A 25,376-nucleotide genomic window follows, 5' to 3' on the forward strand; every position below is an offset into this window, starting at 1 on the left:
GTCACAGCCGGCGCAGCGCGGTGGCGAGCAGCACCGGCTCACCCACCGCGTCCGAGGCGTCCAGGTCGCACTCGGCCTCGATCACCCAGTCGAGATCGCCCTCCGGGTCGGTGACGGTCTGGCTCACCCGCCAGACCCGCTTCGCGGCCCCGTCGGCGATCTGCGCCTGCTCCCCCGGCACCCGCTCCACCCGCAGGTGCTGCGGCCCCCGGGCGTCGGCGTCGAGCACCACCTGGTCGTGCTCGTCGTAGAACGCGCCGACCGCCCGGTCCCAGTCCTCCCGGCTCAGCAACGCCTCGATCGCCGGCTCCGGCAGCGCGGCGACCTGGGCCTCCAGGTCACCCAACGCCTCCCACGCGTCGTCGGCCACCAGCTCGACCCGGCGCCACATGGCGTTGCGGACCATCACCCGGAACGCGCGCTCGTTGCCGGTGATCGGCCGTGCGGGCAGGACGGCGGCACCCGCCGCCTCCGCGGCCGCCGCCTCGGCCACCCGCTCCGGGTCGGTGAGGGCCTCCCACTCCTCCAGCAGCGAGGAGTCGGTCTGCCGGATGGTCTCGCCGAGCCAGTGGACCAGGTCGTGCAGCGCCTCGGTGTAAGCCGCCTCCGGGACGGTCTGCCGCAGCGTGCGGTAGGCGTCGGTGAGGTAGCGCAGGACCACCCCCTCGGACCGCGCGAGCTGGTAGTAGCCGACGAACTCGGTGAAGCTCATCGCCCGCTCCCACATGTCGCGCACGACCGCCTTGGGCGACAGCGCGTCCGGCGCCACCCACGGGTGGGACTGGCGGTAGATCTCGACCGTCCCCTGGAGCAGCTCGGCCAGCGGCTGCGGCCAGCTGACCTCCTCGAGCAGCGCCATCCGCTCGTCGTAGTCCACGCCGTCGGCCTTCAGCTGCGCGACCGCCTCCCCCCGGGCGCGGTAGCGCTGGGCCAGCAGGACCGGCATCGGGTCGTCCAGGACGGCCTCGACGACGGACACGACGTCGAGGGGGTATGCCGGTGCCTCCCGGTCGAAGAGGTCCAGGGCGGCGAGCGCGAAGGGGGCGAGCGGCTGGTTCAGCGCGAAGTTCTCCGCGACGCCGGGGGCCAGGTCGATGCTGCGGGCGTCGTCGTCCTCGGGGTCGGCACGCACGAGCACCCCCGTCTCCAGCAGCGACCGGCCCAGGGCGATGGCGCGCCGGGCCAGCCGGCTCTGCACGGCGGGTGTCTCGTGGTTGTCCCGGAGCAGCCGCGACAGGTGGTCCACCGGATCACCCCGTCGGGCCACGGAGTTGAGGATCACCGCGTGGTCGACCTTCATCCTGGACTGCAGCGCCTCCGGCTCCGCGCCGACCAGCTTGGCGTAGGTCTGCTCGCTCCAGGAGACGAAGCCCTCGGGCGGCTTCTTCTTCTGCACCCGTCGCTGCTTCTTGGGGTCGTCGCCCGCCTTGGCCAGTGCGCGCGCGTTCTCGATCGCGTGCTCCGGGGCCTGGACCACGACATACCCGGAGGTGTCGAAGCCGGGTCGTCCCGCCCGTCCCGCGATCTGGTGGAACTCGCGGGCGCGCAGGACCCGCTGCCGTGACCCGTCGAACTTCGCCAGACCGGTGAACAGGACGGTGCGGATGGGCACGTTGATGCCGACCCCGAGGGTGTCGGTGCCGCAGATCACCTTGAGCAGGCCGTCCTGGGCCAGCTGCTCGACGAGGCGCCGGTAGCGCGGCAGCATCCCGGCGTGGTGCACCCCGACCCCGTGCCGGACCAGCTGCGACAGGGTGCGCCCGAAGCCCGCGGTGAACCGGAACGCCCCGATCCGGGTGCGGATCGCCTCCTTCTCGGCGGCGTCGACCAGCGGGACGGACAGCAGCGACTGGGCCCGCTCCACCGCGTCCCGCTGGGTGAAGTGGACGACGTAGACCGGCGCCTGGCGCTCCTCCAGCAGGGTCTGGATGGTCTCCGGCACCGGCGTCATCGCCAGCTCGGGGGCGAAGTGCAGCGGGACCGGGCGCTCCGCCCCGGCCACCAGGGCCGTGGCCCGTCCGGTGCGCCGGGTGAGGTCCTCGCGGAACCGGGCGGTGTCGCCCAGGGTGGCGGACATGAGGACGAACTGCGCCTGCGGCAGGGTGAGCAGCGGCACCTGCCAGGCCCAGCCGCGCTGCCCGTCGCCGTAGTAGTGGAACTCGTCCATCACCACGACCCCGAGGTCGGCACCCTCGCCCTCGCGCAGCGCGATGTTGGCCAGCACCTCGGCGGTGCAGACCACGATGGGCGCATCGGCGTTGACCGCGGCGTCGCCGGTGAGCATGCCGACGTTCTCCGCGCCGAAGACCCGGCAGGCGTCGAAGAACTTCTCGCTGACCAGCGCCTTGATCGGGGCGGTGAGGAAGGCGACCTCGTCCCGCGCCAGCGCCAGGAAGCAGGCCGCGGTCGCCACCAGCGACTTGCCGCTCCCGGTAGGGGTGGCCAGCACCACGTTGCTGCCCTCCAGCAGGTGCAGCAGCGCCTCCTCCTGGTGCGGGTAGAGCGTCGTGCCCCGCTCGGCCGCCCAGCCGGTGAAGGTGTCGAAGAGGGTGTCGGCGTCGAGGTCGCCGGCACGCGCGCCGGGCGGCAGCAGGTCGGTGAGGGTCTGGTCGGTGGGCATCACCGACCATTGTGGGCGATCGGCTCAGCTGCGCGGCACCCGCACCACCTGGCCCACGTCGATGACGTCCGGGTCGGTGATCGTCCCCGGGTTCGCCGTGACCAGACGGTGGTAGAGGCTGCCGTCCCCGTAGTAGTGGTCGGCGATCCCCCACAGGGTGTCCCCGGGGACGACCGTGTGCTCCTGGTAGACGGCATACCCCGGCACCACCTGCGGGCCGTGCACCACCTGCACGCTCTGCAGGTCCATCTCGTCCTCGCCGTCCCGGGGCGAGGGCCAGAAGACGTCCACCGTCAGGAGGGGTCGGGTGAACGCGGCTCCGGAGAGGTCGACCTCGACCTGGAACTGGCCGTGGCCGCCGACGCCGTCGCCCGCGCTGAAGTGTCCGACCACCTCGTCGTGCCCCTCGCCGACCCGGTAGTTGAAGGTGGCCTCGAAGGCGCCACCGGCCGTGCCGGCGATGAGGAAGGTGTTCGAGACGAGGTCGAACTGCTGCGGTTGCTGGATCTGGATGCTCACGAGCACCACCTCGTTTCCGTGACGTCACGATACTCCTGCGAGCCGCCGCGCGGGGGCTCCCGGCGTGGGGCACGATGGGCAGATGCTCAGCGTCGACCTCTCGCGCCGGCTGCACGGCGCCGGCCTCATCTGGTCGCCCCTGGCCGGTGACCGTTTCGTCGTGGACCGCCCGGGGATGTCGCACGACGTGTTCTACCTCGCCGACATGACGGTCGAGGTGCACGAGTTCGTCGGCGGGTCGGTGATCGGTTTCAACGGTGTCGCGGAGTGGGCGCTGGACTCGGTCGCCCTGGACGACACGGTCTGGCTCCCGCGCGAGGACCAGCTCCGCGCCGTCCTGGGCCACGACTTCGTCGGGCTGGGCAAGCGGGGACGCGAGCCGGACGACGTGTATGCCGTCGTCGCCCTGGTCGAGGGGTCGCCGCAGACCTTCACCCACCAGGACGCCGAGGAGGCCTACGGCCTGGCGACGCTGGCCGTCCTCGAGCAGCGCCACTGACGCACCAGCGGCGTCTCCCGCTAGCCTGAGCCATGGCGCCGGACGAGACGGAGTTCTTCCACACCGACAGAGCTCACTACGAGTACCTGCGCCAGCAGCGGGAGCAGGCCGAGATCGACGCGGCGGCGGAGCGGTCGCGCAACGCCGGGTGCGGGTTGCTCTGGCTCCTCCCCGCCCTCCTGGCGCTCGGGTCCGTCCTGGCTCTCGACGACGTCCTCGCGGCCTATCCGCCGTGGAGCGAGGGGATCGAGGGGCTGCTCCCGACGACCTGGGCCGAGGGGGCGCGCAACCACTGGTGGGGCGCCCTCCTCCTCGGCCTCGGCGTCCTCACCCCGCTGTGGCTGCTGGCCTGGCTGCTCGCCGCGGTCCGTCGCTCCGTGGCGGTCCGTATGCCCCGCGGCTGGGCGGCGGGGCTCGTGCGCTGGGTGTGGCTCACGGTGCTCACCGCGGTCCGCGCCACGGTCACCCTGGCCGGGTTGGTGACGGCCTGGCAGGTGGTGCGGCTGGTCCGGGGCATCCCGCTGCAGGACGTCGCGGACGTGCAGACCCCGCTGCTCGTGGTGGTGACCCTGGTGGGCGTCGCCTCGGCGCTGCGCGCCATCGCCCTGCACCGGCAGCTGCCGACCCGGCAGCCCGGGTGGTGACGGCACCGGCTCAACGCCGGATCGTCACCTGCGGGGCATACATCTGCATCACCTCGAGCGCCCGGTCGTGCGCCTCGTCGCCGGACCCGGCGCACGCCGCGGCGGCGACCTCCACGGTGCACCCGGCGTCCGCGGCCGCGAGCGCGGTGGAGAGCACGCAGCAGTCGGTGGCGACCCCGGCGAGCACCAGGTGCGCGTCGGCACCCACCACCTCGCGCAGCCGGTCGCCCCACTTCCCGAAGGTCGGCTCGGTCACGGTGTAGGGCAGCCGGAGGTCGGCGATCTCGTCGACCAGGTCGAAGATCGGGTCGAAGGGCTCGCGGTCGGCGAAGGGGAAGCGCTCGAAGTACGGCGCCCAGGAGCCGTGCTTGACGTGCGGGGGCGTCCACCGGGTCTGGACCACCCGGTCGCCGTGCTCGTCGACGAGCTCGCGGATCGGGCCGAGGGTCTCGGCGAACCGGGGTGCGCACCACTCCGAGGCCGGATCGGCGAAGATCCGCTGCGCGTCGACGATCACCAGCCAGCCGGGCGTCATACCCGCTCCGTCTCCTGCCGGCGCACGATCGAGCGTCCGAGAGCGAGCCAGCCGAGGAAGCCGATGGCCAGGGCCACCAGCACGCCGAGGTTGGCCCACGCCCAGGTGCCCTCCTTGCCGCCCAGACCGAGCGGGCCGAGCAGGTAGCCCTGCCAGTTGTTCCATGCCGCGGCGTCGGCGAAGAGGTTGATGACCAGACCCCAGCCGATCACCGAGCCCCCCACCATGAGGCCGATGGCGGTCCAGTTCCAGTCGCCGTAGCGGCCCGTCGGGTCGAAGAGCGCCCGCTCGTCGTAGTCCCTGCGCCGCAGCGCGACGTCGGCCATGAGGATCCCGGCCCAGGCCGCGATCGGGACCCCGAGGGTGATGAGGAAGCTCTGGAAGGGCGCCAGGAAGCTCTGGGCGAAGAAGACGACCCAGATCGTCCCCAGCGTGAGGATCGTGCCGTCGATCAGCGCCGCGGCCGGCCGCGGGATGTCGATGCCGAGCGAGAGCAGCGTGAGGCCCGAGGAGTAGATGCCGAGCACGGCGCCGCTGACCAGGGCGAGCACCGCGGCGAGCAGGAACGGCACGAGGAACCAGATCGGCAGGATCGTGGCGAGGGTGCCGATCGGGTCATTGACGATGCCCTCCTCGAGCTCGGGCTGGGAGCCGATGAGCAGCAGGCCGTAGACCACCAGCAGCGTCGGTGCGAGCGCGCCGCCCAGGGTGTTCCAGAAGGCGATGGCGCTGCCGCTGGCGTCCCGGCGCTGGTAGCGGGACCAGTCCGCGGCGATGTTGATCCAGCCGAGGCCGAAGCCGGTCATGAGCATGACCAGCGCGCCGATGACGGACTCGGTCGATCCGGCCGGGCGGGAGGTCACCGCGGCCAGGTCGATCCGGTCCAGGGTCATCAGGATGTAGGCGATGGTGGCCGCGCCGGTGAGCCAGGTCAGGATCGACTGCAGCCGCATGATGGTGTGGTAGCCGGCGACCGACGCGGCCACGATGAGCGCGGCGATGACGGCGCACGCGAGGATCGTGGTCGTGGTGCCGCCTCCCCAGCCCAGCTGGGTGAAGACGGTCGCGGTGGCCAGGACGGCCATGATCGCCAGGAAGGTCTCCCAGCCCATGGAGATGAGCCAGGAGAAGACGCCGGGGACCTTCTGGCCCTTGACCCCGAAGGCGGCTCGCGAGAGCACCATGGTGGGAGCCGAGCCGCGCTTCCCGGCGATCGCGATGATCCCGCAGGCCAGGAAGGAGGCGACCACCCCGATCACCGTGACGACGAGCGCCTGGGTGAAGTTGATCCCGAAGCCGAAGACGTAGCTGCCGTAGCTGATCCCGAAGACCGAGACGTTCGCGGCGAACCAGGGCCAGAAGAGGTCGCGCGGGCGCGCGGTCCGCTCCGACTCCTCGATGATCTCGATCCCGTTCGTCTCGACCAGGGTGCGCTCGGTCTCGGTCAGCCGCTTCGACGCCGGTGCGACGGTCTCGCTCATGGCGACACTCTCCCACAGGCCCCGGATACGGTGGGGGTATGACGGGGACACCCAGACCAGAGGATCAGCACCCGGACCGAGCGCAGGGCCCGGACGAGGTGCAGCCGCCGATGACCATCATCGGTGGACCGGCGGCCCAGGACACCCCCGACTGGAGCCCGGACCAGGGCAACACCCCGGCGACGAGCCCGGGACCGGCATACCCCCAGCGCTCGGGCGGCAGCGGGGAGCCGCTGTCGCTCACCGGGATCTTCAGCTCGATCAGGCGGACCGGGCGGTGGGAGGTGCCGCCCTCGGTGTCGGTCGTCGGCGGCTTCTCCGAGACCGTGCTGGACCTGCGCGAGGCGGTGATCACCTCCCCCGTGGTCGAGGTCAAGGTCTACGACGCCTTCTCGAACTGCAAGATCATCGTGCCGCCCGGGGTCGGGGTCGACCTGGGCAGCGGCGCCTCGGTCTTCAGCAACGAGAAGAGTGACTACCAGGGCGTCGCCGACCCGGGGATGTGGCGGTTGCGGGTGCTGCACTACGGCGCCTTCAGCAACACCGAGGTGATCACGCTGGCGGCCGGCGAGTCCGAGCCCAAGTGGTGGAAGCGCTCCTGATCCCGCCCGTCGATCACCCCGCGCCACGTCGATGTGGTGCCCTCGGCGCAGAGGTGTGAGCGGCACCCGAGCCTGGACGGATTATCGAACACTTGTCTATTCTGAGTCATCATGCTAGACTCTCATCAGAACGTCAGTTCGATGACGAGGAGGGGGCATGGCAGCCGTCAGCACACTGCCGACGTCGGGGGAGTCCGACGCGCTGCAGGTGCTGGGTGTGCTCGCCGCCACCCGCTCCGGGGTCGATGCCCGGCTGATCGAGACGACGCGGCTGATCGTGGCGGCGATCGCGGACCAGCTGCTGGTGGAGAAGGGGTTCTCCGCCGTCGGTGAGCTCACCGACGGGCAGCGCAGGAGGTGGCGGGCGGAGGCCAAGAGGCTGGCGTGCGCCGAGGTCGAGCTGAAGCTGGGGGCAGGGGTCACCGAGGCGCGGCAGCTGGTCGGCCTGGCCTGCGCCCCCGTCGGCGTGCGGACCGACGTGATCGCGGCGCTGGACCGGGGTGAGATCACCTGGCTGCAGGCCAGGTCCTTCTGGAAGCGGTGCGGATCCCTGCCGGTGGACTCCGCCGAGGTGGTCAGCGAGGCCCTGTTCGGGACCGATCCGGCCGCTGCGGCCCCGGAGCGGCTGGACCCGCAGGGCGAGCTGCGGGAGCGCCCCTGGCACGAGGCGGACTACGCCGCCGCGCTGCAGCGGGAGGCGGTCCGGGCCGAGGGCCAGGACGTGCAGGCGGAGCGGGAGCGTCGCCGGGCCGCGTATGCCGCCCGTCGCGCCGAGCTGGTCGTCCACGACGACGGGACCGGCACCCTCTCTGTCACGGGTCCGTTGATCTCGATGTGCGCGGCGCACACCCGCATCGAGCGCGCGGCGCGGCTGCTGCGCAAGCAGGGCGATCCGCGCACCCTCGACCAGCTGCGGGCGGACGTCACGGCCGCGCTCCTGGTCCACGGGTCGGTCGCTCCCCCGGCGACGCACGACGAGTTGGGCGTGCCGGACCTGGGCGAGGTGAGCCGGGTGGTCAGCGCCCTGCCCGCGGTCGAGCTGCAGGTCGTCGTGCCCTGGGACGCGCTCGCCGGCACCGACGCGCCCACCACGGTGAACCCGACGAACCCGACGGCCCCGACAGAGCCAACCGACCCGACACAGCCGACGGACCCGACGAATCTGCCTCGGGCCGTCCACCACCCCTGCGACGATCCCCCGCGATGTCGTCGCGCTCGGCGCGGTGTCGGGTTGGTCCTCGGGCGGCACCCTGCCTACCTCACGCCCGGCCAGATCCGCGAGCTGGCCTTGCAGCACGGCACCACCCTGCGCCGGCTGCTCACCGACCCGGCCGACGGCCGGCTGATCGAGCGCAGTCTGCGGGCCTACCGACCGGATGCGGCCATGCGACGCCAGGTCCTCGCCGCGGACGTGCACGCCCGCGCCCCGGGCTCCCGCCACCCGGGGACGTCCTGCGAGATCGACCACGTCCTCCCCTGGGGCGAGGCCGGTGGCAGCACCACCGAGACCAACCTGGCCCTGCTCGGCAAGCGGCACCACCAGCTCAAGACCGCCGGCCACGCCTTCGCCGAGATCAACGACCTGCGCGATCTCACCTGGACCACCCTGCTCGGGCAGGCCGAGACCACCCGTGCCCACGACTACCGCCAGTACCTCGACGGGACGATGAGTCGCGACGCGCAGGGTCAGGACTGGACCGCGAGTGCCGACCGACCGGACCCGGACCGGTCCACGAGTGCGCACGCACCCGCCCCGGACCGTGCCGACGTCGGCGAGGACGACTGGATCCGCCGCGACCGCGCCAACCGGGCACTCTACGCCGCCCTCGCCCACCGCGGCCCGGACGCGTTCCTGACCGATGCCGACGACCACCTCGGGTCCGCCGAGCACGGCGGAGCCCTCGGTGGCTGGCTCTTCGTCACCCGCACCACCCCGGGCGGGGCACGGCGGCACGGCGCCGCACCGGACACCGAGACCGTCGGCCAGGTGCTCGGGTTTACCGAGGCTGAGGCACCCTCCGGCCCGGCCGCACCAGCCAGGCCGTCCCCCACCTCGAGCACCGGGCGGGACGCCGCACCGCCCCGGGACGACGAAGGTGCACCGCACCCACGGGCACCCTGGCGACCCACGCACGACCAGCCGCCTCCGTTCTAGGGAGGCGGAGCGCGGCGGCTAGCCTGGAGCCTGGCGTGCCGACCCGACCGACGGGACCAGGCACCAGGGCCTCTAGCTCAATTGGCAGAGCTGCGGACTTTTAATCCGTAGGTTCCGGGTTCGAGCCCCGGGGGGCCCACCTCGACGGCCCGCACCAGCGGTGAGGCCCGCCAGGGAGGCCCTCGGTCACGCGTCCACGGCGGCCGCGGCATACACCGAGATGTGCTCGGCGGCGAGACCCGGCCAGGCCATCAGCCCGTAGGGCGTCTGCGCCACCACCAGCCTGCTCCGGGACAGCAGCTCGCCCAGCGCCGTGGCCGTCGACACCGGGTGCGCCGGGTCGTCCTCCCAGGCCAGCACCAGGGTGGGCGTCGTGATCCGCGCGACCTCCGCCGGCGCCGGCAGGTCGGTGCCGGCCGCACCCCGCAGGATCGTGGGCAGCAGCGCCTCCGGCACCGACGGCTCCGTCTCCGGGGCGTCCGCGAGCGCCGGAGGACCGGGGGCCGTGCTCGCCCGGTGCACGAACGCCCCGACGCCCTCGGCCTCGATCAGCGCGGCGTCCGCGCGATAGCTCTCCGCCTGCGCCGGGCGCGTCGCCCACGCCGTGGGCGGCACCACCAGGCAGAGCGAGGCGAAGCGCGCGGGATCCACCACCGCCGCGTGCAACAGCGTGCCTGACCCCATCGACGGCCCCACTCCGTGCACCTTCTCCCCCGGGGCCACGTGGTCGAGCAGCGCCAGCAGGTCGTCCGCGAGCCGTCGCCAGTCGTAGTCCCCGGCCACCGCCGTGCCGGTGGAGCGGCCGTGCCCGCGGGCGTCGTACCTGAGGACGCGGTGTCCCCGCAGCGCCCTCACCAGGTCCAGGCCGAGACGCGCGTCCCGCTCCCGCGAGGACGTCAGCCCGTGCAGCTGCACCACGAGCGGACCCTCGTCCCCGCTGATCTCGAAGTCGAGGGACGCGTCGCCCGCTCGGAAGGTCGGCATGCGCCTAGAGTACGAGCCCATGCGGCTCACCAACGTGGGGATGATGGTCCTGCCGCAGGGGCAGGTCAGCAGCTACACCGTCCGGGTCGCGAGCCGGACCCAGGAGCTGCCCGTCTCCTTCGACCAGCGCCGCCACGTGGGCGCCGGTCCACGGGCCGGGTCGTGGATGGCGATCTCCTTCCGGTTGCCCGCGGGCACGTCGCCGGCCGACGTGGAGGCCGCCTGGCTCTCCGTGGTCGACCGTCACGGGACGCTGCGGACCGTCTTCACCGGGGGCGGCCAGGTGCGGCTGCACGGCGCCGAGGTCCGGCCCGGGGCCTGGCGCGATCTCGAGGTCACCGGCAGACGCAGCCGAGACGTCGTCCGCGAGTGCTTCGACGAGCTCTGTCAGCCCTTCGCCCAGCCCTCTCACGCGCTCTGCCTGGTCCGGCCGGACGCCCCCGACGAGCTCGGGGACGACCGCCCCGTCCTGCTCGTCGGCGCGGACCACGCGCACGTCGACATGTGGTCGGTCGCGGTGCTCGCCCGGGACCTCCTCGCGGCCCTGGGCGGCGACCCCGCACCCGGCACCGCCCTGCCCTTCGCCACCCACACCGCCGAGCTGGAGGCGGCCCCGCCCGCGCCGGCTCAGGTGCATACCCGGTGGTCGCAGATCCTGGCCGACGGCGGCGGATGGATGCCCACCTTCCCGATGCCGCTCGGGCCCCTCGACCCGGCCCCGGCGGAGGTGGTGGAGGTCCGCGACGTGCTCGACGAGGCCGGGTGGCAGGCGGTCGAGGAGGTCGCCGCGCGGCACGGTGCCCGACCGATCACGCTCGCCGTCGCCCTCCTGACGGAGGTATGCCTGGAGCTGGCCGGCGCACCGCTGCGCGCCGTCTTCCCCGTCCACAGCCGGCACGAGTCGCGGTGGCACGACTCGGTGGGGTGGTTCATCACGAACGCGGTGCTCGAGTGCCGTGCGGCGGAGCTGGAGACGGCGCGGGCCGCGGTCGTCGAGGCCGTCGACCTCGGGTCCTACCCGCTGGCCCCGATCCTGGAGCCCCACGGCGGGATGCCCGAGGGACCGGGGATGTTCGCGCTGTCCTGGTTGGACACCCGCCGGCTGCCCGTCCGGCTCGATCCGGGGGTGCGGGCGCAGTACGTCTCGGCGGCGATCCGGACCGACAGCGTGATGGTCTGGTTCGTCGTGACCGAACAGGGCCTGCAGCTGCGGGCGCGCTATCCCGACACCGCGGAGGCCCGAGCCTCGCTCACCAGCTGGCTGGACGCCGTGCACCGCCGGTTCCGCCAGGCCGCCGCGGGCCCTCGACCCACCTGACCGGCGTGGTCAGGCCCCCGACCCCTCGCGCACGACCGACGAGGTCGCCACGTCGTCGACGATGTCGATGACCACCCGTGTCATCTCGATGAGCGCGCCGTAGAGCGGCCACCGCTCGGCGGCCAGGTCGGCGTCGGAGAGCCGCGCGGCGAGATCGTCGACGTCGCCACGCAAGGCCCGGACGTCAGCCTCCGGGACCGCCACCCGGCGCCCCAGCTCGTCCAGGAGGTCCACCCAGACGTCGCGGAAGGCAGGATCCCAGTCCTCCGCCTGCTGGGTCGACTCATGGATCAGTCGCGCCATGCCACGCACCTGGGCGATCCCCTCCTCGAGCCGCTCCAGCACCCTCGACAGCTCCTGCGAGTCCTTCGCGCGCCGACGCCGGGGGTTGCCCCAGGTGCTCTCCTGCGCCTCGTAGACCAGGCGCCACGCACTCTCCAGCCGGCGGTCCAGGGTGCGCGTCCGGTCCACCCAGCCCCAGGTGCGCTCGTCGTCCGCCCCCTCACGCAGTCCGTCCGCCATCTCCTGCAGCAGCCGCCCCAGCCCTCGGTCGAGGTCCTCGATGTGCCGCCGGGCGGTCTCGCCACCCAGCGGTGCGGCCACCGCCGCGTTGACCAGCAGCGCGACGACGACCCCGAGCGCCGTCGCCGCCAGACGGTCGGCCAGGCTCCCCACACCGGTCTCGCTCGCGGTGGTGATGACGAACAGCACCGTGGTGGCGACCGTCAGTCCCTCCTGGCGGAGCACGCCGACGCGCGCCAGCAGCAAGGCGACCAGCAGGGCGACCGCGAGGGTGACCACGCCCTGCCCGCCGACCTGCACGGCGAGGAAGGCGAGCGCCACGCCGGCCGAGGTGGCCAGCACCGCCTGGGTCCCGCGGGACACGGTGCGGTAGACCGTCGCGTGCACGGTCAGCAACGCCGTCCAGGGGGCCAGGAAGGCCTGGTGCAGGCCGAGCACCGCGTCGGCCAGGATCCAGGCTGCGACGGCCGCCACCACGCTCTTCACGACCTGGAGCAGGTCGCTCTGCACGTCGGGGCGCCGCAGCCAACCCACGAGGGCAGCGCGACGAGAGTTCATGCCCCCCAGTCTCACACCCGCACCGGCACGCCTACGCCCGCGCGGAGCTCCGCTCCAGCACCCGCCCCAGGAACCGCGACAGCACGTGACGCTCGGCCTCGTCCATCCCGTCGAAGAACAGCCGGCGGACCGTGCGCACGTGGTCCGGCGCCGCGCCCGCCAGCGCCTCCCGGCCCTCGTCGGTCAGCACCACGAAGGCGCCGCGCCCGTCCTCGGCGCACTCCACCTTCTCCACCAGACCGCGCGCGGCCATCCGGCGCAGGTGGTGCGAGAGCCTGGACCGCTCCCAGTGCATCTGCTGCGCCAGGGCGGACACCCGCAGCCGCCCCTCCTCCGAGTCGGACAGGCGCACCAGGGTCTCGAAGTCCTGCAGGGACAGCTCGCTGTCCGAGTGCAGCGCCCGCCCCATGGCTGCCGGGAGCTCGGTCTGGACGCGCAACCAGGCGCGCCACACCTTCATCTCGGACTCCTCGAGCCAGGGGACGTGAGTGGTCGTGTCCATACCTCCAGCATACCAGTTGCGTGACACGTCACGGAGTATTAGAGTGCACTCTGTTGAAGCATCAACAAACCACAGAGAGGACCCACCATGTCCGAGACCACCGCCAGCACCAGCCTGAGCGACCTGGACGGCAGCTACGCCATCGACGCCTCCCACAGCCGCGTCGGCTTCTCCACCCGCCACGCCATGGTCACCAAGGTGCGCGGCGCGTTCAACGAGGTCGAGGGCACCGCCAGCACCGGCCCCGACCTGCAGGACGCCGCCATCCAGGTCACCATCCAGGCCGGCTCGGTCGACACCCGCTCCGCGGACCGCGACGGCCACCTGAAGTCGGCCGACTTCTTCGACGTCGAGTCCTACCCGACCATCACCTTCACCTCCACCGAGGTGTCCGCGGTCGACGCCGACACGCTGCGCGTGACCGGCGACCTCACCATCAAGGACGTCACCCAGCCGGTGACCGTCGACTTCGAGTACGCCGGTGCGGCCACCGACCCGTTCGGCAACGAGCGCGTCGGTTTCGAGGGTTCGACCGTGGTGAACCGCAAGGACTTCGGACTCACCTGGAACGCCGCGCTGGAGACCGGAGGCGTTCTGGTGGCCGAGAAGGTTACTCTTGAGTTCGAGATCTCGGCCATCAAGTCCGTCTGATCTCGAGCACTCCCCGGGTGCCCCCTGCGACAAGCCCGGGTGAGCGACGGCCCCGCCGGCCCCTGTGACCCGGCGGGGCCGTTGTCATCTCAGCTGCGGAACTGCGTGAACTCCGCCGTCTGCGGGTCCGGGAACATCCGCTCCGCGGTGTCCAGACCGCCGATCGCGCGCATCTGCTCCGCGTCCAGCTCGAAGCCGAAGACGTCGGCGTTGGAGACGATGCGCTCGGGCGTCGCCGACTTGGGGATGACGATCCGGCCCTCCTGCAGGTGCCAGCGGATCACCACCTGCGCCGGGCTCACGCCGTGCGCGGCCGCCGCCTCGGTCACGGCGGGCAGCTCCAGGTCCGCGCCCTGCCCGATCGGGGCATAGGCCTCGACGGCCAGCCCGGCATCCCGGGAGGCGAGCTGGGTCTCCGGTTGCTGGAAGGACGGGTGCACCTCGATCTGGTTCACCGCCGGCGTCACCGAGGCACCCGCCATCAACGAGGCGAGGTGGTCGGGGAGGAAGTTGGAGACGCCGATCGCGCGGACCGACCCCTTGGCATACAGCTCCTCGAAGACCTCCCACGTCTCCCCCGCCAGTCCCTTGCCCGGGACCGGCCAGTGGATGAGGTAGAGGTCGACCGCCTCGACGCCGAGCGCCTCGCGGGATGCCTCGAAGGCGTCCCGCGCGCGGCCACGGCCCTGGTCCCCGTTGCGCAGCTTCGTGGTGAGGAAGACCTCCTCCCGCGGCAGCCCGCTGGCGCGCAGCGCCGCACCGACACCGGCCTCGTGGTAGTAGCCGGCGGCGGTGTCGATGTGGCGGTAGCCGGCCTCGAGGGCGGCCTCGACCACCCGTTGGGTCTCCTGCTCGTCGACCTGGAAGGTGCCGAAGCCGAGCTGCGGGATCCGGACGTCGTTGTTGAGGGTCATCAGTGGCTGACTCGTCATGCATTCCACCCTACGTCGGGCACACTGGGGGTATGTCGTGGGACGACTTCCCCGACGACCTCGGCGATCCGCAGAGGTGGGACGGGCAGGACGAGACGGCAGCGCAGTGGCAGATGAGCCGCCACCTGCAGGTGCAGCTGCCGGGTCTCGTCGCGCGCAGGGTGCCGTTGCGGGGGGTGACACCTGGACCGCTCCAGGGCGTCGGCAGGCTGCGCATGGCCGACTCCACCACCTTCCTGGTCGGGGCTGCCCAGCCTGGTGACCTGGGGCGGATCGTGCGGGCCCTGCACAACAAGCACGCGATCACGATCTCCCGCTGGGAGCACCGCGACGAGGGGTTGCTGCTCACCCTGGCGGGAGCACCCGGTCGTGAGCCCGTGCAGGTCTGGCTCGTCGGCCCGGACCAGCCCGACTGACCTCGGAGCGCTCCGTCGCCAGGTGCGTCGCACGGAGCATGGCGCGGGCCTTGGCGCGGGTCTCGGCATACTCCTCGGCGGGGTCCGACAACGCGGTCACCGCTCCCCCGACGCCGAAGGCGAGCTCCCCGGACGGGCTCAGCGTGAGCGTGCGGATGACGATCGAGGTGTCCATCGAGCCGTCCAGCCCGATCCACCCCACGGCGCCCGAGTAGACGCCGCGCGCCTCGCCCTCCAGCCGATCCAGGATCTCCATCGTGCGCACCTTCGGCGCACCGGTCATGGAGCCGCCGGGGAAGCAGGACCGGAGCACGTCGGTCGCGCCCATGCCGGGGGCGAGCTCACCACGGACGGTGGAGACCAGCTGGTGCACGGTCGCGTAGCTCTCGACGGCGAAGAGCTCGGGCACGTGCACGCTGCCGGACCGGCAGACGCGGTGCAGGTCGTTGCGGAGCAGGTCCACGATCATGAGGTTCTCGGCACGGTCCTTCACCGAGCCCGCCAGCTCGGACGCCAGCCTGGCGTCCTCCTCCGGCGTGCTGCCGCGCGGCCTGGTGCCCTTGATCGGGCGCGCCTCGACGCACCTGTCGGTGACCGACACGAAGCGCTCGGGCGAGCCGCTAAGGACGCTCCCGCCCGGCGTGCGCAGCCATGCACCGCGGGGGACGGGAGAGACCTCCCGCAGCGCCCGGTAGAGGTGGGCCTCGTCCACGTCCTCGACCCGCGCCCGGTATGCCGTCGTGAGGCACACCTCGTAGGACTCGCCCCGGGCGATCTGCGCCTGGGCCCGGCGCACCTTGTCCAGGTAGGCCAGCTCACCGTCCCGGGCCAGCCACTGCACCGACCCCTGGTCCGCGCCGGCGGCCCCGGGCTCCGGGTCGTGCCTCGCCCGCGGGGCGCGCCGCACCGCGTCGGCCACGTGGCCGGCCCAGCGCCGCTGCTCGGCGGCGACCGCCTCGTCCTCGAGCCAGATCGCCCACACCCGCCCGGTCGTGTGGTCCAGCACCACCCCCCGGTCGGCGAAGGTGAGCCACGCGTCCGGCCACGGGGAGCGGTGGGCGGCGGCGCCACCCGTCTCCGCCTTGAGCTCGTAGCCCCAGTAGCCGACGAACCCGGGCCGCCAGGGCAGGTGCTCCGGGACGGTGTCCCCGCCCTCGAGCAGGTGCCACCGGTCCAGCTCGGCGTCCAGCCGATCGAGCAGGTGCTCCCCGCCGACCCGGTGCGTCAGCTCGGCGGCGAGCGGCCCGCGCGAGTCGACGACGAGCGACCAGCCCGTGCCCTCCGAGGAGTCCAGCCACACCGATGTCGCCGCGTCCCCCACCAGCGCGTCCCGCAGCGCAGGCGCGTCGGGCCCGGGACCGGCCGGGTCGATCCGGCGCGCCCGCAGCGTGACCGCCCGGCCGCCGGGCCGGTGCGCCTGAGGGCGCATGGCGTCACCGACCGCCACCGCGGCAGAGTGGGCGGCGCCCGTGCCGTGCGCGCCGTCGTGCAGGTCGACACCCGCGAGCGCGAGGAAGTTGGCCACGATCCGGTCCCCGTGCTGGGACAGCACCGACTCCGGGTGGAACTGCACTCCCCAGAAGGCGGCGTCCGGGTCGGCCAGCGCCATCACCGCGCCGTCGTCGGCCGCCCGGGCGCTCACCCGGAGCCGGGAGCGCAGCGGCTCCCGCACCTCGAGGGAGTGGTAGCGCACGACGTGCAGGGGTGCCGGCACCCCGGCGAAGATCCCCGTGCCGTCGTGCTCGACCGGGCTCACGATGCCGTGCCGGGTCACCGCCATCTCCTCGACGTCCTCGCCGGCGACGTGCGCCAGTCCCTGGTGGCCCAGGCATACCCCCAGCACGGGGACGGTGCGCTGTCGCAGCGCGGCGGCCGACAGACCCAGGTCCGCCGGGACCTGCGGTCGCCCGGGACCCGGACCGATGACGACGGCGGCGAACCGGAGCAGCTGCTCCGGGTCCGCCTCGTGGTCGTGCCGCCACAGCACCGGCGGCCGTCCCAGGACGCGGTGCACCAGGTCGGCGAGGTTGTAGGTGAAGCTGTCGAGGTGGTCGATCAGCAGGACCTCGGACGGCACGGGCTCACCCCCGGGGTCGGAGCCGGACCTGCGGCAGCTCGGGCGCGGGGAGCGAACCGCCTCCGGGGTAGTCGACCGCACCGAAGCGGCCGTCCGAGCGGTGCCCCATCTCCTCCTGCCACTCCTCCCGGGCCTGCACGACCTCCTCGTGCGAGCGGCCGATGAAGTTCCACCACATGACGATCTGCTCACCGAAGGGCGGCCCGCCCAGCAGCAGCACCCGGGTCCCGTCGTCGCCGGCCTCCAGCTCCAGGCTCGCCCGGCCGGGCGCGAGGCAGGCCAGCTCGGCCCGGTCGACGGTCCGCCCGGCGACGCCCACCTGGCCCTCGTCGACGAGCACCCCGTGCTCGTGATCCACGTCGACCTCCACGCTCAGCCGTGCGCCGGGCTCCAGGACGACCTCGGCCCCGAGCAGCGGGGTATACGTCGTCACCGGGGAGGCGATCCGCTGCTCCCCCACGCCCAGCTCGCCGAGGAAGGTGCTCACCCGACCTCCGGGGACCTCGACCGGCTCGGGGGCGAAGTGCTCGAAAGCCGGGCCGACCTCGGCGTGGACCGACGGCAGCGCCACCCACAGCTGCGCACCGTGCAGCGGCGCCGGCGACGCCCCGTCGCCCGGCGCCACGGAGACCTCGGAGTGGCAGACGCCGCGGCCGGCCGTCATGAGGTTGAGCTCGCCGGGGCGCACCAGCGCCTGCACCCCGGTCGAGTCCCGGTGCTCGATCAGACCGCTGAACAGCCACGACACGGTCTGCAGCGCGGTGTGCGGATGCGGGGGCACGACCATCCCGCCCGTCTCGGCGACCTCGTCCGGGCCGTAGTGGTCGACGAAGCACCAGGCGCCGACCATCGTGCGCTCCCGGGAGGGGAGGGTGCGACGCACCCGCATCGCCCGCGGGCCGCCGAGCGGGACGTCACGGGGGGTCAGAACCGTCACGGCGTGCTCGGCCGGGGTCCGACCGCCGCACCTCACCTCGTCCGGGCGGGTCTCGAGCGAGCTCATCCACCCAGTCTCGCACCGTGATCAACGTCTCGTCGTCGTAGGGCCTCACGCCGGGCCGGAACGGAAATCTGCGTCCCGGATCTGCTGTTCACTAGGTATATGAGCATCACCCAGCCCGTGTCCCGCCCGACCGCCCCGCACCGCGTCGTCGTCATCGGCTCCGGCTTCGGCGGGCTGTTCGCCACCAAGGCGCTGAACGACCCCGCCGTGCAGGTGCAGCTCGTCGCACGCACCGGCCACCACCTGTTCCAGCCGCTCCTCTACCAGGTGGCGACCGGCATCCTGTCCGAAGGCGTCATCGCCCCCTCGACGCGCGACGTGCTGGCCGACCAGCGGAACGTGACGGTGATGCTCGGCGACGTCACAGGCATCGACCTGGCCGAGCGCACGGTCACCGCGGCCACCGCCGGTGAGGACATGGTCTACGACTACGACAGCCTCATCCTGGCGGCCGGGGCGAACCAGTCCTGGTTCGGCAGCCCGCACTTCGCGGAGTACGCCCCGGGCATGAAGTCGATCGACGACGCGCTCGAGCTGCGCGGCCGGATCTACGGCGCCTTCGAGCTCGCCGAGCTCGCCGCCGCGGCCGGACGCCCCGAGGACGTGCGCCGCCTGCTGACCTTTGTCGTCGTCGGCGCCGGACCCACCGGCGTCGAGATGGCCGGCCAGCTGGCCGAGCTGAGCAAGCGCACGCTGCGCAAGGAGTTCCGCCACATCGACCCGACGCAGGCGCGCATCCTGCTCGTCGACGCCGTGGACCAGGTCCTCACCCCCTTCGGCGAGAGGCTGGGGGCCCGCACCGAGAAGAGCCTCGCCGAGCTCGGGGTCGAGGTGCGGATGGGGAGCAAGGTCGTCGACGTCGACGAGGGCGGCGTGGTCCTGGAGTCGACGAAGGACGGCAGCCAGGAGCGGATCGAGGCCCAGACCAAGGTGTGGGCCGCCGGCGTCCAGGGCAACCCGCTGGGCCGCAAGGTCGCGGAGCAGGCAGGCGCCGAGCTGGACCGGTCCGGCCGGGTCAAGGTCCTGCCCGACCTCACCCTGCCCGGTCACCCCGAGGTCTTCGTCGTCGGCGACCTGGCGGCCGTCGACGGCGTGCCCGGCGTGGCGCAGGGAGCGATCCAGGGGGCCCGGCACGTGGCCGACCAGATCCTGCGCCGGCTGCGCGGTGAGGAGACCGGCCAGGAGTTCCGCTACTTCGACAAGGGCTCCATGGCCACCATCTCCCGCTTCCGCGCCGTCATGAAGCGGGGTCGGATCGAGCTGACCGGCTATCCCGCCTGGGTGGCCTGGCTCGCGGTCCACCTCTTCTACCTCATCGGCTTCAAGAACCAGCTGGCGACGCTCATGCACTGGGCGGTGAGCTTCGTCGGGCGCGACCACCGCGGCGAGCGCACCGTCACCGAGCAGCAGGTGTATGCCCGGCTCGCCCTGGAGTACCTCGGCGAGGACTTCCGCCGGCAGCCCCGCCGCTGAGTCAGTCCCGCACCATCGGCAGGTGCGGGATGCCGTCCTCCAGGTAGTCCGGACCGCTGCGCCGGAAGCCGAGGCGGGCATACCACTGCTCCAGGTGCGCCTGCGCGCCGATGTGCACCGGCCCGGGACCCAGCCTGCTCAGCCCCTCCCGCACCAGCGCGGCGGCATACCCCGCGCCGCGGTGGTCGCGGTGGGTGGCGACCCGGCCGAGGTGGCGGGTCCCGTCGTGGTCCACCAGGATCCGCACCGTGGCGGCGACCTCGCCGTCGACCTCGGTCCACAGGTGCACGGTGCCGGTCTCGGTGTCGCGCCCGTCGATCTCGGGGTAGGCGCACTGCTGCTCGACGACGAAGACGTCCACCCGCAGCCGCAGCAGGTCGTGCAGGACGCGAGGGGACAGGTCGTCGAGGCGGGCAGCGTGGATGGTCACCATGAGGGCAGGGTATGCCGCGCCGTAGAGTCGCCCTGTGAGCCCCGAGCCAGTGATGGAACCGGTCGACGCCCTGCGCCGGATCGCGTTCCTGCTGGAGCGCTCGCGCGAGGAGACCCGCCGGGTCGAGGCCTACCGCAGGGCGGCCGCCGTGATCCTGCCGCTGGGCGAGCAGGAGGTGCGTCGGCGCGTCTCGGCCGGGACGCTGCAGGACCTGCCCGGCATCGGCCCGTCCACCTCGGCGGTGATCGAGGCGGTCGTGGCCGGCCGGATCCCCGACAAGCTGGCCGACCTGGAGGCCGCGGCCGACGAGCCGCTCGCCGACGGCGGGCAGGAGCTGCGGGCCGCGCTGCGCGGTGATCTGCACAGCCACTCCGACTGGTCCGACGGCGGCAGCCCGATCGAGGAGATGGTGGCCAGCGCGATCGAGCTGGGTCACGACTACCTGGCTCTCACCGACCACTCGCCGCGGCTCACGGTGGCGAACGGTCTGACCGCCGCTCGGCTGCGACGACAGCTGGCGGTGGTCGACGCGGTCAACGCGCACACCGCCGCGGCGGACCCGCCCTTCACGCTGCTGAAGGCGATCGAGGTGGACATCCTCGACGACGGAGGGCTGGACCAGGAGGAGGAGCTGCTGGACCAGCTGGACGTCCGGGTGGCCTCGGTCCACTCCAAGCTCACGATGGAGCGCTCGGCGATGACCCGACGGATGATCGCCGCGGTGCGCAACCCGCGCACGACGATCCTCGGGCACTGCACCGGGCGCCGGGTGATGCCCCGCCGGGGCGACAAGGGCGGTCGCAGCGGTTCCCGGATGCGTCCTCCCAGCGAGTTCGACGCGGCTGCCGTCTTCGCCACCTGCGCCGAGACGGGGACCGCCGTCGAGATCAACTCCCGCCCGGAGCGGCAGGACCCGCCCGGTGCGCTGCTGCGGATGGCCATCGAGGCCGGCTGCGTCTTCGCGGTCTCCACCGACGCCCACGCGCCGGGTCAGCTGGACTTCCTGGACTACGGGTGCGAGCGGGCGGTTCGCCACGGTGTGCCGGCCGATCGGGTGGTCAACACCTGGCCGCTGGAGCGCCTGCTCGACTGGGCGTCGCCGTCCGGCTGAGGCCCCCGCGCAGGGGGAGGCACCGTTTTGGTCCCGGCGGCAGCGATCACGTATGCTCATCTGCGTCCTCAACGGATAGGTCCCCATCGTCTAGTGGCCTAGGACCCCGCCCTTTCACGGCGGTAACACGGGTTCGAATCCCGTTGGGGATGCACAAGGTCTCGATACCTTCGAGGCCCCGTGGCGCAGTTGGTTAGCGCGCCGCCCTGTCACGGCGGAGGTCGCGGGTTCGAGTCCCGTCGGGGTCGCAGAGTAGTGCGGCGTGGTCACCGGAGCACTCCGGGGCCACGCCCGATCACTACTCGCGTCATGGCCAGGTAGCTCAGTTGGTACGAGCGTTCGACTGAAAATCGAAAGGTCGGCGGTTCGACCCCGCCCCTGGCCACAGCGACAAGCCGCGGGTCCGCCCCCTGAGACACCCGCGGCTTTCGCGTGTCCGGCCCGGGCGAGCCTGCACAGGTGGGGCACAGGCCCGGCAGGATGTCGGCACAGCGGGGCACCGTGAACTGCCGGACATGAGACGACGACGCCCCCACCGGCTGACCACCCTGACCCTCACCGCCGCCCTCGCGCTGTCCGGGTGCACCGCACCCGCCGCCACGACGCAGTCGTCCGCCGACACGTCCGTGGTCGGCTCCGCGGTGGCCGCGTCCCCCGCGCTCTTCGACTCCGGCGAGGTCCACACCATCGAGGTCGAGGTGGACGACGATGCGCTGACCCAGATGATCCAGACCTACCTCGACACCGGTGACAAGGAGTGGATCCGCGCCACCGTCATCATCGACGGGCAGACCTTCGAGGACGTCGGGATCAAGCTCAAGGGCAACTCCTCCCTCCGGGGCATCTCGGTCGACACGCCGCCCGCGGAGCTTCCCCTCCGGATCCGGCTGGACAAGTTCGTCGACGGGCAGACGCTGGCCGGCTACAGCGACGTCACGGTCCGGTCCAACACCACCGACACGGCGATGAACGAGGCGGTCTCGCTCGACCTGCTCTCTGCCGCGGGACTGGCCTCGACCGAGGCGGTCGCCACCCGGTTCTCGGTCAACGGCAGCGCCGAGGAGCTGCGGCTGACCGTGCAGAACCTCGACGATGCCTGGCTCGAGGGCGCCTTCCCCGACGCCGGCGAGGGCAGCATCCTCTACAAGTCCGAGGCGGAGGGTGATTGGTCCTGGAGGGGCGAGGACGGTGACTACTCGACGGCCTTCGACATCGAGGCCGGCGACGAGGGCGCGGGCTACGCGCCGCTGATCGAGCTGCTGGACCTGCTCAACAACGGGACTGAGGAGGAGATCGCCGAGCACCTGCCTGATCTCCTCGACCTGGAGTCCTTCGCGACCTACCTGGCCGTGCAGGAGATCATCCAGAACACCGACGACATCGACGGCCCCGGCAACAACTCCTACCTCTTCTGGGACTCGGCGACCGAGCAGTTCACCGTGGTCGCCTGGGACCACAACCTGTCCTTCGGCGCGATGATGGGCGGCGGTGGTGCGGGCGGGCAAGGCCGCCAGGGCCAGATGCCGGCCGACGGCGAGATGCCGACCTTCGAGGAAGGCCAGCTGCCCGAGCGTCCCGAGGGCATGGAACCGCCGACTGGCGGCGGGCAGATGGGTCCCGGCGGCGGCATGACCCGCGAGAATGCCCTGGTCACCGCGTTCACGGCCAACGCGCAGTGGCAGGCGATGTATGACGAGGAGCTGAGCCGGCTGCAGGAGGAGCTCGTCGACGGTGGTGCCCTCGAGGACTCGCTCGACGCCTGGGTCGCCACCCTCACGCGCGACGCGGACGACCTCGTGGGGACCGGGCAGGTGGAGGCCGACGCCGACGCGATCCGGACCTCGGCGTCCTGAGACGGCCGGTCGGGTGCGGCATACAGTGGCCCGGTGAGCGCTCCCACCCGACCCGCCCCACCCGTCCAGCGCATCGGTCGGCTCAAGGCCCTGGCCACCTCCGCCCGGGCGCTGCGGCACGGCATGAACGCCTGGCCGCCGTTCCTCTTCTCCGGCATCCGGATCCAGGAGATGACCCCCGACTTCCGGCGGGTGCGGGTCCGGCTGGCGCACACCCCGCTGACCAGCAACTACGTCGGCACCCTCTTCGGTGGGTCGCTGATGGCGATGACCGACCCCTTCTGGATGATCATGGTCATGCGCAACCTGGGGCCCGACTACGTGGTGTGGGACAAGGCGGCGCAGATCGAGTTCGTCTCGCCGGGACGCAGCGCTGGTGGTTCGAGACCGACGTGGTCACCGACGACGGCACGGTGATCGCGCGGGTCCGCAAGCAGCTCTACGTCCGCCGTCGGCCAGGCCCCGGCGCCGCCCGGACCTAGCCCCCGTCGCCCAGGTCCAGGGCCTGCCGGATGAGCCCGTGCAGCGCGGCCAGACCGTCCCGGGACAGCACCGACTCGGTGTGCCCCTGGATGCTCGCCAGCCCCGGCGCCCGCAGCGCGACGACGGCGTCGTCCGGCTGGTGCACCGCCTGCTCCAGCGGCAGGCCGTCCAGGGAGGCGGCGCCGGGGCGGGCGACGAAGGTGTTGTAGAAGCCGATCCGCCGCACCTCGCCCCACAGCTCGACGGGCAGCTGCACCCCCTGGTTGGGGGCCGGCAGCTTGCTCACCGTCAGACCCGCCAGGGAGGCGAGCACCTGGTGCGACAGGCAGACCGCGAGCACCGGCAGACGAGCCGCGAGCCGGGCCGAGAGCAGCTCGTGCAGCCGGGCGATCCGCGGGTCCCCCAGGTCCGTCGGGTCGCCCGGTCCCGGGCCGTAGAGCACCAGGTCGTGGTCGGCGCCAGGCCCGGCCACGTCCGCTTCCGTGACCAGCTCCCACCGACGCACGTCCGGGACCATGCCCAGGTGCCGCAGCATGTGCGCGAGCATCTGGGTCCACGTGTCCTCGGCGTCGATCACCAGCACCCGTCTGCCGATCAGCTCGGGGTCGGGCCGGGCGCCCTGCGGGCTGAGCCAGAAGGGCGACAGCGACTCGTTGCGCGCGGCGAGGTCCGCGGCGACCCCGGGCAGCGCGTCGAGCGGGGCGGCGTGCGCGATCTCGCGACGAGGACGCAGCCCGAGCGCCGACAGCACCCCGCGGGCCTTCGCGCTGGTCTCCTCGCACTCCGACACCGGGTCGCTGTGCCGGACCAGGGTGGCGCCCGCGCTGACCCGGACGGTGCCGTCGCCGGTGAGGTGGGCGGTGCGGATCAGGATCGGTGCGTCCAGCCGTTCCCCGCCCTGCTCGTCCTCCTCCAGCAGCGCCAGCACACCGGAGTAGTAGCCCCGCCCCTCCGGCTCGTGCCGCGCGATGACCGTGCAGGCGTTCTCCATCGGTGAGCCGGTCACGGTGGGCGCGAACATGGTCGTCCGCAGCACGTCGCGCACGTCGGCGTCGCTGCGGCCGTCCAGGAGATACTCGGTGTGCGTGAGGTGAGCCATCTGCTTGAGGTAGGGCCCGGTGATCCGCCCGCCGTCGGAGCAGATCTGGGCCATCATCTTCATCTCCTCGTCCACCACCATGAAGAGCTCCTCGGTCTCCTTGGTGTCCTTGATGAAGGCGAGGAACTCGTCCTGCACGAGGGAGCCGTCCGGGCCGTCGTCCGCCGGGTGCCGGAAGGTGCCCGAGATCGGGTTCATCCACACCCGGCCGTCGCGGACGCTGACGTGCCGCTCGGGCGTGGCGCCGACCAGGGTGTGCCCCGGCGTGTGCACGGCGAAGGTCCAGTAGGCGCCACGCTCGTCGACGAGCAGCCGGCGCAGCCAGGTGAGGGCGGCCACGGCACGGTCGTCCCCGCACCGGGCCAGCACGTCCCGTCGGATGACGAAGTTGGCGCCCTCCCCCTCGCCGATCTCCTCCTCGATCACCCGGGAGACCGTGGCGGCATAGTCCTCGTCGGTCACGCTGAACCGCTCGTCGGTGACCTCGATCTTCTGGTCCGGGAGCGCCTGCAGCAGGTCGGCCACCGGCAGGGTCTGGGTCTGCGTCGGCCGCAGCACCCGCAGCGGGGTGCCGTCGTCGTGCGCGTCGAACCCTCGCTCGGCGATCTGCCGGAACGGCACCATGGCGAGGACCGGAGCGCCTGCCGCGGGGCGGGGGATCTGGGCCAGCCGCTCGAGGTCGGTGACCTCGCCGACGAGCACCTCAACGTCGCGCCGACCCTCGCGCCACAGGATCGCCCACGACTGGCCGGAGGGGTCGGCGAGGATCTGCTCCAGCAGGTGCGGCGGCATGGCCGAGAGTCTGTCATGGGGCACCCCCGACCCCGTCGCCGCACCAACGCCCGGTGTTCGTGACGTAATTGGGGTGAGGGTAACCTTGTCTCGGCAGCCACAGCAGAGGAGAAC

At 72.6% G+C, this 25,376-nt stretch carries 23 protein-coding genes and 4 tRNA genes; 15 read left to right on the forward strand and 12 right to left on the reverse strand.

Annotated features, from left to right (window positions below):
• Window position 1: 1 nt before the first annotated feature.
• On the reverse strand, window positions 2–2,620 hold the full coding sequence (locus FXF60_RS08565) for a DEAD/DEAH box helicase (RefSeq protein ID WP_151525508.1): 2,619 nt from the start codon (window positions 2,618–2,620) through the stop codon (window positions 2–4).
• Window positions 2,621–2,644: 24 nt separating this feature from the next.
• Window positions 2,645–3,139 (reverse strand): LysM peptidoglycan-binding domain-containing protein, encoded by a 495-nt coding sequence (locus tag FXF60_RS08570; RefSeq protein ID WP_151525510.1) that lies wholly within the window; start codon window positions 3,137–3,139, stop codon window positions 2,645–2,647.
• An 82-nt stretch (window positions 3,140–3,221) separates the two neighbouring features.
• On the opposite strand from FXF60_RS08570, the gene FXF60_RS08575 reads away from it, so the two are divergent.
• Window positions 3,222–3,638: a pilus assembly protein CpaE gene (locus tag FXF60_RS08575; protein WP_151525512.1), complete on the forward strand. Its 417-nt coding sequence runs from the start codon at window positions 3,222–3,224 to the stop codon at window positions 3,636–3,638.
• 32 nt (window positions 3,639–3,670) lie between these two features.
• Window positions 3,671–4,282 (forward strand): hypothetical protein, encoded by a 612-nt coding sequence (locus FXF60_RS08580; protein WP_151525513.1) that lies wholly within the window; start codon window positions 3,671–3,673, stop codon window positions 4,280–4,282.
• A gap of 10 nt (window positions 4,283–4,292) precedes the next feature.
• On the opposite strand, the gene FXF60_RS08585 is transcribed toward FXF60_RS08580, so the two are convergent.
• Both FXF60_RS08585 and FXF60_RS08590 read right to left on the reverse strand, forming a co-directional pair.
• A complete protein-coding gene (locus FXF60_RS08585) occupies window positions 4,293–4,817 on the reverse strand; it encodes a cysteine hydrolase family protein (RefSeq protein ID WP_151525514.1) in 525 nt (174 codons plus the stop codon).
• Entirely contained in the window at window positions 4,814–6,298 is a 1,485-nt protein-coding gene (locus tag FXF60_RS08590; protein ID WP_151525516.1) for a purine-cytosine permease family protein, read from the reverse strand. Before FXF60_RS08590 ends, FXF60_RS08585 begins: the two co-directional genes overlap by 4 nt.
• 38 nt (window positions 6,299–6,336) lie before the next feature.
• On the opposite strand from FXF60_RS08590, the gene FXF60_RS08595 reads away from it, so the two are divergent.
• From FXF60_RS08595 to FXF60_RS08605, 3 genes are all read left to right on the forward strand, one after another.
• The gene (locus tag FXF60_RS08595; protein WP_151525518.1) at window positions 6,337–6,900 is read left to right on the forward strand and encodes a hypothetical protein; all 564 of its coding nucleotides are present in this window, start codon (window positions 6,337–6,339) and stop codon (window positions 6,898–6,900) included.
• 157 nt (window positions 6,901–7,057) lie between these two features.
• Window positions 7,058–9,055: an HNH endonuclease signature motif containing protein gene (locus FXF60_RS08600; RefSeq protein ID WP_151525520.1), complete on the forward strand. Its 1,998-nt coding sequence runs from the start codon at window positions 7,058–7,060 to the stop codon at window positions 9,053–9,055.
• A gap of 66 nt (window positions 9,056–9,121) precedes the next feature.
• A tRNA-Lys gene (locus FXF60_RS08605) sits at window positions 9,122–9,194 on the forward strand.
• 47 nt (window positions 9,195–9,241) lie between these two features.
• Here the strand turns inward: FXF60_RS08605 and FXF60_RS08610 are convergent.
• Window positions 9,242–10,039, reverse strand: a complete 798-nt coding sequence (locus tag FXF60_RS08610; RefSeq protein ID WP_151525522.1) for an alpha/beta fold hydrolase — start codon at window positions 10,037–10,039, stop codon at window positions 9,242–9,244.
• Window positions 10,040–10,058: 19 nt separating this feature from the next.
• On the opposite strand from FXF60_RS08610, the gene FXF60_RS08615 reads away from it, so the two are divergent.
• Window positions 10,059–11,357, forward strand: coding sequence for a condensation domain-containing protein (locus FXF60_RS08615; protein WP_192796667.1), 1,299 nt, complete (start codon window positions 10,059–10,061; stop codon window positions 11,355–11,357).
• Window positions 11,358–11,366: 9 nt separating this feature from the next.
• Here FXF60_RS08615 and FXF60_RS08620 read toward each other — a convergent pair whose 3' ends face one another.
• Both FXF60_RS08620 and FXF60_RS08625 read right to left on the reverse strand, forming a co-directional pair.
• Complete coding sequence (locus FXF60_RS08620; protein WP_151525527.1) at window positions 11,367–12,437, reverse strand: aromatic acid exporter family protein; 1,071 nt, start codon at window positions 12,435–12,437, stop codon at window positions 11,367–11,369.
• Window positions 12,438–12,468: 31 nt separating this feature from the next.
• Window positions 12,469–12,939, reverse strand: a complete 471-nt coding sequence (locus FXF60_RS08625; RefSeq protein ID WP_238335777.1) for a MarR family winged helix-turn-helix transcriptional regulator — start codon at window positions 12,937–12,939, stop codon at window positions 12,469–12,471.
• An 87-nt stretch (window positions 12,940–13,026) separates the two neighbouring features.
• Between FXF60_RS08625 and FXF60_RS08630 the strand changes: the two genes are divergently transcribed.
• Window positions 13,027–13,590, forward strand: coding sequence for a YceI family protein (locus FXF60_RS08630; protein WP_151525529.1), 564 nt, complete (start codon window positions 13,027–13,029; stop codon window positions 13,588–13,590).
• Window positions 13,591–13,679: 89 nt separating this feature from the next.
• Here FXF60_RS08630 and FXF60_RS08635 read toward each other — a convergent pair whose 3' ends face one another.
• Window positions 13,680–14,522, reverse strand: a complete 843-nt coding sequence (locus FXF60_RS08635; protein ID WP_151525531.1) for an aldo/keto reductase — start codon at window positions 14,520–14,522, stop codon at window positions 13,680–13,682.
• Window positions 14,523–14,554: 32 nt separating this feature from the next.
• Between FXF60_RS08635 and FXF60_RS08640 the strand changes: the two genes are divergently transcribed.
• Window positions 14,555–14,938 carry a hypothetical protein gene (locus tag FXF60_RS08640; RefSeq protein WP_151525533.1) on the forward strand — a complete coding sequence of 128 codons (384 nt, stop codon included), beginning with the start codon at window positions 14,555–14,557 and terminating at the stop codon, window positions 14,936–14,938.
• Here FXF60_RS08640 and pabB read toward each other — a convergent pair.
• Window positions 14,868–17,015 carry an aminodeoxychorismate synthase component I gene (pabB, locus tag FXF60_RS08645; RefSeq protein WP_151525535.1) on the reverse strand — a complete coding sequence of 716 codons (2,148 nt, stop codon included), beginning with the start codon at window positions 17,013–17,015 and terminating at the stop codon, window positions 14,868–14,870. The genes FXF60_RS08640 and pabB overlap by 71 nt on opposite strands.
• Window positions 17,016–17,019: 4 nt before the next feature.
• Entirely contained in the window at window positions 17,020–18,018 is a 999-nt protein-coding gene (locus tag FXF60_RS08650) for a pirin family protein (protein ID WP_151525537.1), read from the reverse strand.
• A 99-nt stretch (window positions 18,019–18,117) separates the two neighbouring features.
• On the opposite strand from FXF60_RS08650, the gene FXF60_RS08655 reads away from it, so the two are divergent.
• Window positions 18,118–19,491, forward strand: a complete 1,374-nt coding sequence (locus FXF60_RS08655; protein ID WP_151525539.1) for an NAD(P)/FAD-dependent oxidoreductase — start codon at window positions 18,118–18,120, stop codon at window positions 19,489–19,491.
• 1 nt (window position 19,492) lies between these two features.
• Here the strand turns inward: FXF60_RS08655 and FXF60_RS08660 are convergent, their stop codons facing one another.
• On the reverse strand, window positions 19,493–19,924 hold the full coding sequence (locus FXF60_RS08660) for a GNAT family N-acetyltransferase (RefSeq protein ID WP_151525541.1): 432 nt from the start codon (window positions 19,922–19,924) through the stop codon (window positions 19,493–19,495).
• 52 nt (window positions 19,925–19,976) lie between these two features.
• On the opposite strand from FXF60_RS08660, the gene FXF60_RS08665 reads away from it, so the two are divergent.
• The 6 genes from FXF60_RS08665 (at window position 19,977) to FXF60_RS08690 (ending at window position 23,305) form a co-directional block, all read left to right on the forward strand.
• Window positions 19,977–21,035: a PHP domain-containing protein gene (locus FXF60_RS08665; RefSeq protein WP_151525634.1), complete on the forward strand. Its 1,059-nt coding sequence runs from the start codon at window positions 19,977–19,979 to the stop codon at window positions 21,033–21,035.
• A gap of 79 nt (window positions 21,036–21,114) precedes the next feature.
• Window positions 21,115–21,187, forward strand: a tRNA-Glu gene (locus FXF60_RS08670).
• Window positions 21,188–21,209: 22 nt separating this feature from the next.
• Window positions 21,210–21,283 (forward strand) — tRNA-Asp (locus tag FXF60_RS08675).
• 63 nt (window positions 21,284–21,346) lie between these two features.
• Window positions 21,347–21,420: transfer RNA gene (locus FXF60_RS08680), tRNA-Phe, on the forward strand.
• Window positions 21,421–21,550: 130 nt separating this feature from the next.
• Window positions 21,551–22,888 carry a CotH kinase family protein gene (locus FXF60_RS08685; protein WP_151525543.1) on the forward strand — a complete coding sequence of 446 codons (1,338 nt, stop codon included), beginning with the start codon at window positions 21,551–21,553 and terminating at the stop codon, window positions 22,886–22,888.
• 33 nt (window positions 22,889–22,921) lie between these two features.
• The gene (locus FXF60_RS08690; protein ID WP_238335778.1) at window positions 22,922–23,305 is read left to right on the forward strand and encodes a DUF4442 domain-containing protein; all 384 of its coding nucleotides are present in this window, start codon (window positions 22,922–22,924) and stop codon (window positions 23,303–23,305) included.
• A gap of 61 nt (window positions 23,306–23,366) precedes the next feature.
• Here FXF60_RS08690 and FXF60_RS08695 read toward each other — a convergent pair whose 3' ends face one another.
• On the reverse strand, window positions 23,367–25,262 hold the full coding sequence (locus tag FXF60_RS08695; protein ID WP_151525545.1) for an anthranilate synthase family protein: 1,896 nt from the start codon (window positions 25,260–25,262) through the stop codon (window positions 23,367–23,369).
• Window positions 25,263–25,376 lie beyond the last annotated feature (114 nt).

This window comes from Serinicoccus kebangsaanensis, assembly GCF_008919445.1.
Lineage (GTDB): Bacteria > Actinomycetota > Actinomycetes > Actinomycetales > Dermatophilaceae > Ornithinicoccus > Ornithinicoccus kebangsaanensis.